This window comes from Nodularia sp. LEGE 04288 (assembly GCF_963896525.1).
Taxonomy (GTDB): domain Bacteria; phylum Cyanobacteriota; class Cyanobacteriia; order Cyanobacteriales; family Nostocaceae; genus Nodularia.
The window spans coordinates 1-14,809 of record NZ_CAWQOY010000124.1 but is presented as its reverse complement, the minus strand read 5'-3'; the positions used below and the strand labels follow the sequence as shown (position 1 = coordinate 14,809).

Annotated in this window: 14 protein-coding genes; 5 read left to right on the top strand and 9 right to left on the bottom strand. The window is 40.2% G+C overall.

Annotated elements, in window-relative coordinates; genetic code table 11:
• Nucleotides 1-9: 9 nt before the first annotated feature.
• On the top strand, nucleotides 10-459 hold the full coding sequence (locus tag AACX33_RS16105; protein ID WP_193998639.1) for an SRPBCC family protein: 450 nt from the start codon (nucleotides 10-12) through the stop codon (nucleotides 457-459).
• On the opposite strand, the gene AACX33_RS16100 is transcribed toward AACX33_RS16105, so the two are convergent.
• Both AACX33_RS16100 and AACX33_RS16095 read right to left on the bottom strand, forming a co-directional pair.
• Entirely contained in the window at nucleotides 451-891 is a 441-nt protein-coding gene (locus AACX33_RS16100) for a PIN domain-containing protein (protein WP_193998640.1), read from the bottom strand. The two genes, AACX33_RS16105 and AACX33_RS16100, sit on opposite strands and share 9 nt — an antisense overlap.
• A complete protein-coding gene (locus tag AACX33_RS16095; RefSeq protein ID WP_193998641.1) occupies nucleotides 892-1,197 on the bottom strand; it encodes a hypothetical protein in 306 nt (101 codons plus the stop codon).
• 142 nt (nucleotides 1,198-1,339) lie between these two features.
• On the opposite strand from AACX33_RS16095, the gene AACX33_RS16090 reads away from it, so the two are divergent.
• Nucleotides 1,340-1,501: a hypothetical protein gene (locus tag AACX33_RS16090; RefSeq protein ID WP_227789149.1), complete on the top strand. Its 162-nt coding sequence runs from the start codon at nucleotides 1,340-1,342 to the stop codon at nucleotides 1,499-1,501.
• Nucleotides 1,502-1,556: 55 nt separating this feature from the next.
• On the opposite strand, the gene AACX33_RS16085 is transcribed toward AACX33_RS16090, so the two are convergent.
• From AACX33_RS16085 to AACX33_RS16075, 3 genes are all read right to left on the bottom strand, one after another.
• Complete coding sequence (locus tag AACX33_RS16085) at nucleotides 1,557-2,039, bottom strand: DUF4760 domain-containing protein (RefSeq protein ID WP_193998642.1); 483 nt, start codon at nucleotides 2,037-2,039, stop codon at nucleotides 1,557-1,559.
• Between the two features lie 1,076 nt (nucleotides 2,040-3,115).
• Nucleotides 3,116-3,331 (bottom strand): hypothetical protein, encoded by a 216-nt coding sequence (locus tag AACX33_RS16080; protein WP_193998643.1) that lies wholly within the window; start codon nucleotides 3,329-3,331, stop codon nucleotides 3,116-3,118.
• A 77-nt stretch (nucleotides 3,332-3,408) separates the two neighbouring features.
• Entirely contained in the window at nucleotides 3,409-4,227 is an 819-nt protein-coding gene (locus tag AACX33_RS16075; protein WP_193998644.1) for an SDR family NAD(P)-dependent oxidoreductase, read from the bottom strand.
• Between the two features lie 334 nt (nucleotides 4,228-4,561).
• On the opposite strand from AACX33_RS16075, the gene AACX33_RS16070 reads away from it, so the two are divergent.
• Nucleotides 4,562-4,753: a chlorophyll a/b-binding protein gene (locus AACX33_RS16070; protein ID WP_193998645.1), complete on the top strand. Its 192-nt coding sequence runs from the start codon at nucleotides 4,562-4,564 to the stop codon at nucleotides 4,751-4,753.
• 314 nt (nucleotides 4,754-5,067) lie between these two features.
• Nucleotides 5,068-5,838 carry a beta-carotene ketolase CrtW gene (gene crtW / locus AACX33_RS16065; RefSeq protein WP_193998646.1) on the top strand — a complete coding sequence of 257 codons (771 nt, stop codon included), beginning with the start codon at nucleotides 5,068-5,070 and terminating at the stop codon, nucleotides 5,836-5,838.
• On the opposite strand, the gene AACX33_RS16060 is transcribed toward crtW, so the two are convergent.
• The 3 genes from AACX33_RS16060 to AACX33_RS16050 form a co-directional block, all read right to left on the bottom strand.
• Nucleotides 5,839-6,528, bottom strand: coding sequence for a DUF2834 domain-containing protein (locus AACX33_RS16060; RefSeq protein WP_227789147.1), 690 nt, complete (start codon nucleotides 6,526-6,528; stop codon nucleotides 5,839-5,841).
• A 12-nt stretch (nucleotides 6,529-6,540) separates the two neighbouring features.
• Nucleotides 6,541-7,638 (bottom strand): heat-inducible transcriptional repressor HrcA, encoded by a 1,098-nt coding sequence (gene hrcA, locus AACX33_RS16055; protein WP_193998647.1) that lies wholly within the window; start codon nucleotides 7,636-7,638, stop codon nucleotides 6,541-6,543.
• A 471-nt stretch (nucleotides 7,639-8,109) separates the two neighbouring features.
• Nucleotides 8,110-8,469 carry a rhodanese-like domain-containing protein gene (locus AACX33_RS16050; protein ID WP_193998745.1) on the bottom strand — a complete coding sequence of 120 codons (360 nt, stop codon included), beginning with the start codon at nucleotides 8,467-8,469 and terminating at the stop codon, nucleotides 8,110-8,112.
• 171 nt (nucleotides 8,470-8,640) lie between these two features.
• Here AACX33_RS16050 and AACX33_RS16045 point away from each other — a divergent pair, with 171 nt between their 5' ends.
• On the top strand, nucleotides 8,641-10,299 hold the full coding sequence (locus AACX33_RS16045; RefSeq protein ID WP_193998648.1) for a DUF3352 domain-containing protein: 1,659 nt from the start codon (nucleotides 8,641-8,643) through the stop codon (nucleotides 10,297-10,299).
• 72 nt (nucleotides 10,300-10,371) lie between these two features.
• Here AACX33_RS16045 and AACX33_RS16040 read toward each other — a convergent pair whose 3' ends face one another.
• A complete protein-coding gene (locus AACX33_RS16040) occupies nucleotides 10,372-14,244 on the bottom strand; it encodes a helicase-related protein (protein ID WP_193998649.1) in 3,873 nt (1,290 codons plus the stop codon).
• Nucleotides 14,245-14,809: the final 565 nt, after the last annotated feature.

Below are 14,809 nucleotides of genomic sequence, written 5' to 3'. Positions count from 1 at the left end.
TTTCTATCCATGTTGCACTTTCAACATTCTTCAGTAATTAATGCGCCACTCGAAGTAGTGTGGAAATTCCACGAAAGACCAGATATTTTGCAACTACTCAACCCACCTTGGCAACCAGTTCAAGTAGTCCGTCGTGAAGGCGGGCTAGAAGTGGGCGCTATTACTGAATTTCGTCTGTTTTTAGGGCTATTACCTTTAACTTGGTTAGCGCGTCACACTGAATGCGAAAAAAATCGCCTGTTTATTGACGAACAGATATCTGGGCCTTTTGAGTCTTGGGTACATCGACATGAATTTAGTACAGAAAATGGTAAAACCAAGTTAACTGATGCTGTTTCCTTCTCTATGCCCGGTGGTGGTACAGTTGAATTTGTCAGTGGTTGGCTCATACAAGCGCAATTAGAAGCCATGTTTCGCTATCGTCACCATGTCACAAAACGCGAGTGTGAATCACGATAACGCGTTAGGATTAACCGCAGTAATTTCCGAGTACCGGACAAAATCACTAATATTAAATGTCAGGATATGAGTTAAGCCATGTACCAGCATAGCTGCAACCAGTCGCGCATCATGTACGTTAACTCCTCTAACGCCATAAGTAACTACCAGCCTTTCCCATTCTTGATAAATTGCCTCAGTATCTAGTAATAATGGGAATAACACCTTTAAACGATTCACTTGTGCTTGTGTTTCTGTCACACTACGTCCTAAACCATTCCTCTCGACTGGGCGTGTGTAGACGTTCCAAAATTCAATCAAGTTTTGCGGTACGATGTGCAATTGTTCACCACTATTACGTATCATACTAATAGCATTGACCGCATTCGGGTTCATAGGATGGCTAAGGTCTACACTCCTTAATAAGACATTAGTATCTACAAGATACGGCACTTAACCTCGCTCTCCATAAATACTTTCTCGGCTAATGGCTGCATCTGAAAGTGTTGGAAGGTTAAGTTCTCGATAGCTTTCTACCCACTCTTGAAATGCTGTTACCCACTCTTGAGGGGTTGCAGTTTCATAGAAAGGAAGCTCACTCTGTGGTTGTACTAACATCTGAAGCATGGTATCCAAGTGTGGTTTAATCTCATCTGGATTACGGTTTGTTATTTGAGCTAACAAACGAGTTATTGTCTGAATATCCTGACTATAAATTTGTTCTAACTCATTTACAAGAGATTTTGGTTGATTGTGCATAGCCATTCCAAATAAATCGCTTAATCTTTAGCTTACTACTCAACCACAAGAATTTGAAAAAATGCTAATAAATGTAGAAGAAAATAGGAGCATCCTAAATTTGCAAGTTTAATCTATTTATGAGATTTTGACTGAGAGAGGAATGGAAAAACGAACCGCCAAGACGCAAAGAACGCCAAGGAAAGAGGGTTTAATAGGTCTTTTACATCGGTCTTCTATATTTTTACCAAATTGGGATGCCCAATTAGAAGCGATGCTTCGCTATCGTCACCATGTCACAAAACGCGAGTGTGAGTCACGATAAGAAATTGACAAATAAAAACATCCAAAAGGTTTCTTTTTTAATGATTCTCATGCTCCTACAAACGGTAATTTTTGATGCGGAAGACAAAAGAGTCTTCAATTGCCTTCATATCTTTGACAAAATGTCGGAAGAGTGACCAATAACTGCTGTTCCGATTAACATCATGCCAAAAGTACTCGCTGTCCCAACAACGGAGAGCATAATATGCAAACATATAGAAGGCAACATGACGTTTCATTATGCCGGAATATATCATTAAAGCAACATCCTCATAGAACCCTAGAAGCTCAACCTTTTCCGACCAAGGAAGTTTAGCTAGTTTAGGGTCATTTTCCTCAAGCAAGTCAAGTAATTTTGGAAAAGTTTTACTCTCTCTAAACCGCTTTCGCATTTCCGCGTACTGCTCACTTCGTTTTTGCGCTACCTGGCGTGTGTATTCATAAACGCCCTTGATTAAGGTTAGCAAAGTAATAATTGTCCCTGCGATTATCGCAATGTTACGCCAATTATCTAGCGTCAAAGAAATAGGTTCACTCATAAAAATAATTATCCATTTTATTACATTTATTACTTAATTACGATTTGCTGTTTGATGATAATTTCAAATATTTTGTTAAAACTTAAATAACCATAAACCTATAATTTGTATATTAATTAAATTTTGAGCAAGTATTAATTTATTCGCACTAATACAAAAGAATTGTGAACTTCATAAATTTTTGCTAATGCTTTTCAATTATCAGGATTCATAAAAGTATTAACTGATATAACTTTTTTTTTATTTGAATAAAGAGATAAGCGAATCTATATTTTTATCAGTTAAAACGATAAGCGATATGCTTCTGTACCTCCAATATTTAATTTTTCTTTATTTTGATGTAAGTAGGTTGGCGGAAAAATTTATAACTATGTCATTGCGTTCGCGGAGCGTGGCGTTAGCCATACGGAGTAAAGCGGAGTGAAGCAATCGCAAGGGTTTTGGAAGATTTACATTTTGTTATATACTTATGTTTATTTGTGCCTATCTACTTAGCAAATCTATGTCAATTGCAATTATAAGCACATTTAACTGTAATGACAAGAGTTTAAATGGTAAATTTTTCATGATTACTCTTGAAAAAATAAATACATCCTATAGAGGATTTTAAGTAAATTCCGCATTAATTGACATAGAGCTATTCCACCCCCATAAATCTTTAGTAGGGAAGAGTGCCTAGCAATTGAATATGGGGCAATACAAAAATATGTAAAGCCACATATTGAAACATGAACAAACTACTGGTATATACTTAAGCCTAAATATTTAAACTATTGGTAAATGACTACATTATTATACAGACTACTAGAAAATACTTGTTCCAATGCAACTTAGCCTACTGCCCATAATCCAACATTCTTGAGGGAAAAGCTATGAGGAGCGATCGCAGATATCATAGATTGTAATTATTTTTTCTGTATTCTTTAGCATAAACATGGGAAAATCAGCCGACTAGTCAATGAGCTTGTGGAAAAGCTGCGGCTGATGATCAGGTATTGCCAGCATTTTTGATGCTTTCGATAATTGGCAGGTATTTAAGGATGGCGATCGCAATGTTTGATTATCCTTACTTTTGCTTACATACTTATATTTAAGTTTATTTCCACCGACCCACTGATATCCTTTTGAGCAATCAAGAAATTTGTAATATTTTTATCCTTCTGTTTGTCCTTATCTTTGAATTTATCGAAATCATCATCCTCATCATCTGAGTTTTGTCCACCAGATAAAAGTTCTTGCTCCACTAAAGTTAAGTCAAGGAGGAACATAGAGTATAAATTTTCATTTTTCATAAATTAATTCCTTAAATCGTATTCATCCCGTTTGTTTTTACAGCCGTTGAACCCTCATAAATTTGCAACGGTATTGGTTAACTATCTTGATTTTTCAAAGTTTGCCGAGAAACCCACTTCATTAAACCAGGAAATAAACGATATAAACCCTGAGACACATTAGCAGAACCAACCATGACATCTGATTTTTGATGCTGGACTGCATCCCAAATAGCATTGGCTACATCTTCTGGCTTCTCAACTACAGGAGTTTTCAGCACATTATCAAGCTGTTCGCGTCGAGTTTGGATTTCTTGTTCATCCTCACCTCGAAAAACTGCCCGTTCCATAAAATTACTCTTGATTAAATTCGGATAAATCCCACAAACTTGAATACCTTTTGGCTGTAACTCTGCTTGCAGTGTTTCTGTTAACCCGGTCACCGCAAATTTACTCGTACAGTAAGGAACCATGTAAGCCGTAGGTACTTTACCCCCGATAGAACTGATATTAACTATGGTTCCCCTTCCCCGTTGCAGAAAATGAGGCAGAAGGGCATGGATGGTATGAATATATCCCCAAAGATTAGTGTCTATAACTTGATGCCAATCTTTGAGAGAAAATTGTTCTACTGGCCCTGATGCAAAGATACCTGCATTATTTACCAGAACATCGATATCACCATAATTTTCCAATGCGTTCTGCACTAATCTATCTACCTGAGATGGATCTTTGACATCGCAAGTAATCGTTAATGGTGCGGGATGACCAAGGTTTTGCACCTCTTGGGCTGTGGCTGCCAATGTGTCAGCTTGACGCGCTGTAAGTACGAGATTATAACCTTTGCGGGAAAATAACAGAGCCGTTGCTTTGCCGATGCCTTGAGACGCACCTGTAATTAATACTGTAGGAGCCATTCTCTAAAGTTTAAACAAATTACCGTATATCTATTAGTTTGGATAACAACACTCACGAAACCTTCTAACTTTCGTTAGATTTTTTATGACTTCTGAGATTTTTTTACTCTGATTGCCAGTGTTATGGCATTGCTCAATAATTTGTGCCAAAGGAGTTCCTGGTATCTTTAAAATACCGGAATTCTGGCATTTTCAATTTTCAAGAGTATTCCTCACAAACTTGAATAATTCCTCCTTTAGACTTGCTGACACTTTGGTACTAAAGACAGATAGCACTAACTGAGCAAGTAAATACTATGAAAAAGGTGATTTTATACTTTCAGGAAAATTGATTATGGGACTTTATCCTAGTGATGCCACTGAAACCGCTTACAATGACAAAGACCGTAACGCCTTGAAATTTGGGTTTACGCCTCAATCTGAACTTTGGAATGGACGCTTGGCGATGATCGGTTTTTTCGCTTACCTACTTTGGGATGCCAACGGCTACAGTGTAGTGCGGGAAGTCATCAAGTTCGTTTCCTAATCTGTCCGGCTCAGTTGTCGGTTGGGGCTGTTGAGAACATATCCACGATAAAATACTAGGTGTTGCGGATACTAAACTAATCAGTATCTTCACCCTGATTAATTATTCTCTTTAAAGTGAAGACAGTTTTTGGTATGGCGATTATTATGTGTAATAATAGTTAAGTTATCTTAATATTTGTACACATTATGGCAATCCTTGGCACTACCTAATGCAGAACGCTTACCACTAAAATTGGTTGCTGGCTAATGCTGAGTGCTTTTCCATAACTATATTTTGAGAATTTTCACCTGAAAGCTACGCGGAGTAAAAGCGTGATCCAGTTAGAACAACCACCATTACCTCAAATAAAAATCATTACCACACCAGCAGTGAAAAGTAAACCTCAGTTCTGGGGAATTTTCATGGCGATCGCCATTATTAGTGTATGGGCGATCAGCTTGGGTTTGTTACTTTATCTTGATATATCCCAATTCAAATTTTGGATGGTGTTGCCGATCATATTTTGGCAAACATTTTTATATACGGGATTATTTATTACAGCTCATGATGCCATGCATGGGGTGGTTTTTCCAAAAAATCCCCAAATCAACCATTTCATCGGCTCATTGTGCCTGTTTCTTTATGGTCTTTTACCTTATCAAAAACTTTTAAAAAAGCATTGGTTACATCACCATAATCCAGCCAGTGAAACAGATCCAGATTTTCACAACGGAAAGCATAAAAACTTCTTTGCTTGGTATTTATATTTTATGAAGCGTTACTGGAGTTGGCGACAAATTATTACATTAATGATTATTTATAACATCGTCAAATATGTATGGCATCTTCCAGAGGATAATCTCACTTATTTTTGGGTAATTCCCTCAATTTTAAGTTCCTTACAATTATTTTATTTTGGGACTTTTTTACCCCATAGTGAGCCGGCAGAAGGTTATAAAGACCCTCATCGTTCCCAAACTATTAGCCGCCCAATTTGGTGGTCATTCATAACTTGTTACCATTTTGGTTACCATTACGAACATCACGAATACCCTCATGTTCCTTGGTGGCAGTTACCAGAAATTTATAAAATGTCTAAATAATTATTGGGGGTTTGAAGGTAAAGGCGATGGGCTACGCCCCACCTGCGGCGATAGCGAAGCGCTGCTGCAAGCAGATCGCACAGATAAATAAATCAGTGGGCCGAATAGGGGAATCAAGGTGATTAACCAGAATAATGGCTGATTTTTCATCCCCCGACGTGCCATATCATCTCCCAATAATGCGGGAAATAAGAGAGAAAGTACGCAGAAGTCTAAACTCATCACATGGATGAAGCGGCTGGTTTGCCACTGCTGCACAAAATTTCCCCAATCTCCTTGTAAACCAGATGCGACTAGAATCACTGCGGCTATAGTCAAAATCAAACCAGTAATCCGAGAATCTAGCAACTTGAGCCAGAGATTCTTTTCACCAGAAAACTCCTGATTTGGTTCCCGTAAAGCTAAATAAGGCAATAAGGCAAAAGCCCCAACGGCAAAAGCAGCAGTAGCAAATGGCCAAGCTGGTATTTTTTGCCCTCTACCATCAAAAAACAAGACGGCACTGTAAATTACAGGCCAGATACCCATGAGGTTGAATAATGCGATGACTAGGGGGTTAATACCTTGCCATTTACCAAGAGAAAGATTTTGAATTAACTCAAATGTATCAGGTTGATCGGGAGGAGCCAGGAGAAAAGCATAGGTAAGAAATCCCAACCATAGTAGACTAAAGGCAATTTTTCTGAGCATGATTTAAATAAATTAACTAAAAGCTTCAGAGAGGTAATCAGCCGCAGCCGCGACAACTGCGATCGCACTTTCATAATCCAGGCGTGTCGGCCCCAAAACTCCCACACTTCCTACAGGTAGCAAACCTCGGCGATAGGTAGAAGTAATTAAGGTGCAGGTGCGTATCGGTTCTAGGGGGTTTTCTGTCCCAATGCGAACGGTTACCCTGGACTTACCCACCTCTTCCCCTTCCGGTTCTTCAAAGATTAATCGCCACAGTTGCTCTTGTTCTTCTTCCAGCAGGTGGATAATTGTCTGTGCTTGCTGTAATTGCGAAAATTCTGGCTGACGCAAAACTTCTGCTACCCCCCGCACCATAATTTGGGTTGTAGTTGGTGTGAGATTGCGGCGGGTTAATTCTGCAACTGAACCTTTCAAGAAGTCGCCATAACGTTGAAACTCTTGATCCAACTCACTCCAGTCCAGAGTGGCTAATTCCAAGAGACTGCGCCCCCGCAAGTGGGTATTCAAAAAGTTAGAGACAATCTGCAATTCATGATCTATTCCCTCTGGATCAAGTTTGGCTTCTTCCTCGGTTGGTGACAAATTCATCAGCTTGGAATGGGTTTCATAAGAGTCTGTGACCACAATCAGCATGATTTTGTTGGCTTCAATTTGCACTAATTGCAGATGTCGCAAAATTGCTGTCGTGGTTTGCGGCATAGTAATCAAGCTAATGCAGCCACTCACGGTTGCTAAAATTTGCGCTGCACCTTGTAGTACGGCTTCCAAACTCCAATCTTCCCAGTGGAGACGATTTTGCAGCGCTAGTTCTACCTCTTTGGCTAAAACATCCGTTCGCGTCGCCTCTCGCAGACCAGGTGTAATTAACTGGTCAACATAAATGCGATAGCCTGAGTCTGAAGGTATTCGTCCAGCAGAGGTGTGTGGCTGGTAAAGTAAACCAGATTTTTCTAACACACCCATCACATTCCGAATTGTGGCTGAACTTACACCCAGGTTATAGTCATCAACCAAAGCTTTTGAACCTACAGGCTCTGCTGTCGCGATATAGTGGCGTACTGTTGCCCAAAGTATATGCTGTTGTCGATTCGTTAACTGGACTTGCATAGGGTATGTTTTGCTGAAGGCAAATTTTAATTAAACTGGGAAAATTTCGGATTTGAAAGCCATAAATATGAATAATAGTTAATTAATTTAGCAAAATATTTAATTTTGTTGTACTCACTAATAGTCAACTTTCAGTTTTACGAGCAAAGTCAAACAATTTTAGATTTTGGATTTTGGATTTTGGATTGTCGATTGATTATACAGATAAATCTGGAGGTTTGTACCATTAAGGAACTATTGGTCAGTATTATTAAGTATTATTGCAGCTTCTGAAGCAAAAACCTGTATTTTTAAATACTTATTTTTAGAGAAAATTCATATATGCAAAATGTGTAAAGTCCAACTACTGCTGAGAGTAGCGAGTTTGATTTGCTTGATCCTCAACTGAGACAATCCTGTGTTAAGAATAGCATTGCTCCGATGTCAAAATTAGCCGCATCTTCGCAATGCCATCTTTCAGGGGATGATCAACTAATATTGGGGAATTGAATCATCAACTAATAGAGAATAGGCATCAATGCCACCCGTAATATTTTTAACATTTGTAAAACCTTGAACCATGAGCCACTGGCACATCTGGGCAGAGCGAATACCGTGGTGACATAATACAAGGGTTTCAGCTTGGGGATTGAACATGGTGGGGACTTGATCGCCCCATTCCACAAACTCGCTGAGGGGGAGGTTGACAAAACCCTCAATTTTAGCGGCTGCTAGTTCTTGAGGTTCGCGCACATCTACTAACTGAATACTTGCATCACCAGAAGACAGACGTTGCGCCAGTTCCTCTACACTAATCTGAGTAATGAGTTGACCAGAAGGATTCCCTGTCATGAGATTTTTGTAAACAACCTTATCACCTTTATGGTGACAGAAAATCTTTCTCCTAGCATCAGCATCTATTCCCCAGGGAGTAGCCATGAGTCATTTTCCATTACTCATTCAGCAATTCGCCGCTGATGGGCTTGCAAATCCAATCACTATCAAACTTCTTTCTGGTTTAGTATGTCTAATGTCAATAGTCAACGCTCATTGTTTGGTTTCTTGGTAGCTGGTGCGATCGCACTACTGATCATGTCCGCCGGATTATACTGGTTTTTCGCCAAATCTCCGGTTAACCTCCTGGCCTCTACCTCTAGTCCCAATGCTGCTATTTTCGTGTCAAAATTGGCTCCGGTGACGGTTTCGCTGCTAACGAATCCTGAGCGATTGCAATCTTTGGAGCGTCAAGGTGAATTATCTCAACTCAAAACCAGTTTATTGGCTAAGAGTGGCATCAATTACAAACAAGATATTCAGCCCTGGCTAGGAAATGAAATTACCCTCTCCGTCACGACTGTAGATATTGATCGCGACGCGGAGAATGGACGACAGCCAGGGTATCTCATGGCGCTAGCAACTGATAAACCAGAGAAAAGCCGCGAGTTTTTAGACTTGTTATTTTCTCGTAGGGTATTGGCTGGCGCAAATTTGGCTGTTGAGGAATATGAAGGCGTAAAGCTGATATCTGACTCCCAACCACAGCCGGATTCCCTAGCTGGTGCAGTTGTCGATGGCTTTGTCTTATTTGCCAATGATCGGTCGGTGCTGCGAGATGCAATTAATAACGTCCAGGCTCCTGATTTAAATTTGTCCAGTTCGTCTCAATACCAAAAAGCCACCCAACAACTGCCTAAAGCCTCCCTAGCAACGGCTTTTCTCAATCTTCCCGCCGTGGCCGAATGGCAAGGTTTAGAATTACCAGAAGCAATCTTCCATAGCCAAATTATTTCTTTGTCGTTGAACTCCAAGGGACTGCTAGCAGAAACTAACTTTCTGACTGATTCGGAAATTATCCCGGCTTCTGCACCACTTTCTCAAACTGTAAAGGCGTTAGAATATATACCAGATGCGGCAGGTTTGGTGATTTCCAGTTCTCATTTAGACAATTTGGGTAAAAGTGATTTAGCCCAACTCTGGACACAAGTCAAAACGGCGCTCTCTGGTTCTGGAACTGATGCAATTTCTACCTTGGTAAAACCTTTGGCAGAAGTTCAGAAAAGCCAGGGGATAAATTTGGCAGAGGATATCTTTAATTGGGTAAAAGGAGAATATGCCTTAGCGGTGTTACCCCATGCTGGAGAAGGCGCTGCTGGTTGGGTGTTTGTGGTGGAAAAATTAGAGGATGTCCCAGAAGGAATTTCGCGTTTAGATGCGATCGCCTCGTCTCGTGGACTCAGTATTAGTTCTTTCAACTTGAATCAACAAAAAATCTTTGCTTGGACAGAGTTAAATGCTGTCAGTAAAGAAACTGAGACTAAAGCCAGCCCAGCATTTGCTATTGAGGCTAAAGTTCAGGGAGTACACACAACTCTCGGAAATTACGAAATTTTTGCTTCTAATTTGGAAACTTTGAACGAAGTCATCACCACCAAGAAAGGTTCTTTGATTAGCGATGACAATTTCCAAGATAGTATCGCTACTATTCCCCAACCCAATCAGGGCTATGTCTATCTCGATTGGACAAAAAGCAAAACCCTCTTAGAGCGTCAACTACCGATTTTGCAGTTAGTGGAAGTAGTGGGTAAACCATTTTTTCAAAATTTGCGATCGCTCACAATCAGCAGTTACGGTCACGAGAAAGGATTACTCAAAGGCGGAATCTTATTCAGACTTGACCATTAATAGCAGAGAATAGGGAGTTATCAAGTCTCCCCTCTCCTTACTAAGGTTGGGGGTGAGGTTCTTTATTAAAGGTCAAACTGAATCATCCAACGCATCTACTAACAAAATGCTGTTGAGTAGATTTAATTCACTAGAGGCGAGAAAATAGCGATCGCTAAAAATAGTTTCCAATTGGCTAAAAACCCTCCGCCCAGCCACAGCCGCCCAAGGAAATTTTTTATATTGTGGAACTACAGGCATAACCAAACCTTGTGGTGTTAAACTTCTTCCTAAAGTCTTCTTCCATGTATCGGGTTCTTCTAACACTTGTTTTGGACTATCATCGTCTGAATCTTTCCGCCAAAAATGAGGATAATCAAGGGGAATACTCACAACAATATTTTGTGTTCTCAAACTTTGGAGTGTGGAATATTCTAAAGTTGATTCTTCCTTTTCTCGAATTAAAAGTTGATGTAATTCCTTCGCCGGACGTTTGAGTTTAGGTGGAAACTTGCCATTTTTATCTTGATAAATTACTCTCAGTAATCCTAAAAGTTGCTGGCTATGTTCTTGAATATATTTCCGCCATCCTTCAAAACTAAATTTTTCCTCGGTGCGGCGATTAGACCAGTCTTCCATCCAGAAAGGACCAATACAGGTTAAATAATCAGGAATTACTAAATTGGCATTTTCTAAAGATGGTAATAACAGACTTAAAGGTGTAGATACAGCTATGATAAAAGCTTCCAAATTAGCATAATCTACATAAGATTTGGCTTGTCTATCACCGATATTACCCTTTAATGTAAACTCAGCAAAGATTTGTCGCGTTAACATCTCTGCTTTTTTGACAATACCTTTCTCCTCTTCTGATTGATGATCATAGACAAAAACTCGTGCTTCTTGCAAAAAAGTCCAGACATCATCAGACATTAAATTTAATAATTCTTCATCCCCAACTGACCCCACCGGGACTAAAGCCAGACGCTGGTTTTTCAGTCCCGCATCCCCTTTAATCCGGGTGTGAATTGTAGAACGTAGCATCATCAATAAAGTTAATAAATCACTAGATTGACGTAACCAGCGCCTTGAGTTATCAATATCCTCCTCTACAACAAAACCATCATTAATCAGCATTACCAATCGTCTGGCTTTATCATCTCCAGAAACTAGCGTTTTTGTCTCAGGATCTGTATACATTCCTCGACCTCGATAGATAAGTTGCGCGACTTCCATCAAAGCAGCTTCTATGTTAAATCTAGGAATTGCGGCAATAATCCAATCAGTTTTGGGAAAAGAAACACCTCTAGCCCCTGAAGAAGTCATTAAAAAAACGCGGATTTTATCTCTTTTTTCTTCTTGGACTAATTCTAATCGCTTGTTAGGAGGTACACTTTGATCTAAGATTTCCACTTCAGAATTTTGACAAAGAGCATTTTTACCCCCTATCAATTTCTGCTTTAATTGACGTAAAAAGGCTTTGTCTTGGGCAAAGAAAATTAATTGCTCTGCCCCTGCTTTTAACCCACGTTCAATTTCTTTGTAGGCGTTATTTAATAATTCTTCGTCTAATGTAGCTCGTATTGCTTGACGAATTTGTTGTTGAATATTTGTTTTGATTAGCTTCGGTGTGATAGGTGAAAGGCGGATACTATATTCAATATTAAGTTGAGAAGCCGGATAGCTATTAGTCATGATATGTAATACTGGGTGTTTTCTCAACCCAATTTTGATATCAGTACCCGTAACGCGAAATGGCGCTTCCCCTTGAGTTGGACTAATTAATACTTTATCAGGGGCAGAATCCCCCGAATTAAGATAACTATTCAGGACTATTTCATTACTTAAAGAAGCATCAGCAATAATCAGAATTACTTTAAACGGTGATTGACTTCCTTCAAAAGGTTCAATAAACTGTTGCTGCAACCAATCTGCTAATTTATGAACAAATAGCGCCCCTGCACCATCACCAGCCAATTCATCAACCATTGCGATGATAGTAGGGATTCTGGCTGCAAAATTGCGGCGTTCTTGTTGTCCTGGTTTGGTATGAGCTTTTTTAGCAAATAAATTTCCTAAAGCATCAATTGTAGTTTTTTGATCCAGGTGTCGATAACCTTGAATTGCTGCTGTCATCACCAGATGATTTACTTGGGGATTGTGTTCTAATAATTTACGGGCGGAACTGGCAAGAGTTCGGAATACACCGGGACGAGGTATTGATTCTACGCTGTCTTCTCGTTCATTGCGACGACGTTTAAAGCGGCCAGAAGGGACTCCGTTACAATCAATTTCGTGTTCCTGTTCAGGGGTTAAAAAAATGGTACTACCATCAGGATAATTTAAGTTTGTGATGCCATCGACAACTACTGCACTATCTACACAATGTTTCTTACCTTTTGGCTGCATTTCTTCGTACCACTCAGGCGCTGTGGCAATTAAATGAGCATTAGTAGTAATGGTTAAAATATCACGGTGATTTTCATGTTTTTTGGCAAGTTTGGCGGTGACATCCCGATTAATTACCACTCGTGGACTGAGATAAATAAACATAAAACCTTCTGACTGTGCTTCCAGAAATTTAATCACAGCGGTGGTTTTACCAATTCCTGGATTTCCTTCTAAAGCAATAACATTCAGCCTTCCAGTTTGGGCAGATTTCAGACCAGTAATAACTGCACTTTCATGGATTGTTCGCAGAGGAATTTGTTCTGGTAGGTGTTGAAAGATGGATTGAAAATGAACCAGAGGACTACTACCAAAGAATTTATGCAGCGATTCTGTTGTTTCAATATTGGCGATCGCATCCTGCTGAGAAAATTCTTGCATAGGGTTGTAGAAACCTGTCACCTGTTCTGTAAATTGGTAGTGCAGTGACGTTTCTGAATTAGGTTTTTGCCTGAGTTGCTTGGCTTGGCGCTCAAAATCCGAGGGAAGCGATCGCACCAATTTATTAAAGGCTACACGGATTTCTGTTGACAGTGCATCAGGTTGGTCATCTAATTTGCGGGTGTGGCGATATGCTTCTCCTAGAGATGTCATCAGCTTAGTTCTAGGATTTGGTTCTGATTCTTCAAAAAAATGGGCAGCAATACTTTCACAGCCATTGGAAGTAATAGCGATCGCTCTAGCACTACAACCACCCTCTAACCGTCCTTGTTTTCTTAACAAATTTATCAGCCGCTCAGTATAAGATGAGGCTTGACATAACTTAAACAAAGGTTTATCCAAACCACTGAAAGCTGCCAGGTGATTTTTCAGACTTGACGAAAACAAAAATTCCCCACCTTCCACCTCAGCACAAACCCTAGAAAAAACACCTCGTGAATCAATATAACGAGCATAACGGCTCATTTCCTCTCGGTGAGCAGCTTCTGTGGTAAAGTCTGCCAATTTTGCCGGCGCATTATAGGAAAACTCCAAACACAGAAGGAAATGCTCAAACTTTTGTCTGGTATTCTTTCCACTCGATAACCAAAGCAAAAAATCTGCTCTTGCTGGTTGTCCTGTTGTGACTAATCCTAAATCTGGTTGTCCAGCGAGATTAAAAGCCGCCTTAAATTCTTGTGCTGTTTTCTCCTTTTCCGCTTCACGTTGCATCTGCTGTGCCGGAAGCATCAACGGACACCAAATAGCTGCCAACTGTGGCTGACGGACTGGTACATACTTGAGGCATTCCCGCATTGCTGTCCAGCCTAACCCATAGCCCAATCCCAGCAGATGACGCACCATTGAGCCAACCCATGCTTGAGCATTTGGATCGGTCAACTTCAGAGTTTTCACCAACTGGCTATAGATGTCTGCATTCTTGACCTCTTGCCAAGGTTTCAGCAGCAGATGTTGGTCACTAAGTAACTTTTGATGAATCAGATTTTGCAGAACTCCGCGTTTGACAGCAATTTCAAACACCTGTCCCCATATAGATGCTTGTTCTAAAAATGAACTTTGCTTAACTTCCTGTTCCATAAAACTAATCCAAATCCTTGAAAAAAAGGGCGTTGCTGATTGAAAATATGAATTAGGCTCACGCAAAGGCGCATTCGTTGAAAACGTTCCCGTAGGGTAGGCGCAAAGGTAGGAAGAAAAATTAAGGTAATTTTGGCATTTCATACTTTAGTTCAGCAACGCCAAAACAAGAATTGAAATGTGAATCTTGCAGAACCCTCATCAGGAAAATGAGCGAACCAAAACCACTCCTTCTGCTCTCTCTGTGTCCTCTGCGCCTCTGCGGTATGCGCTACGCGCACGCTACGCGAACGTTAAAAAAACTGACTAAAAAATTGGGTTATATCAAGTCCGTTTGAAGACTTACGAAACACGAAAACCTGCCAAACCTTTGCTTTATCTCCCCTCCTCGCTTGCCTACGGTGTACACACAAGGGATCGAATCGCCCCCTAACCCCCAATTATGGGGGAACCAGAATTTTCAAAGTCCCCCAAACTTGTGGGATTTAGGGGGCTAAACAGGCTCAAACGCAGACAGGCAAGACTTGTGTGTACACCGTAGCCTCGCTTGCGGGGAGGGGTTGGG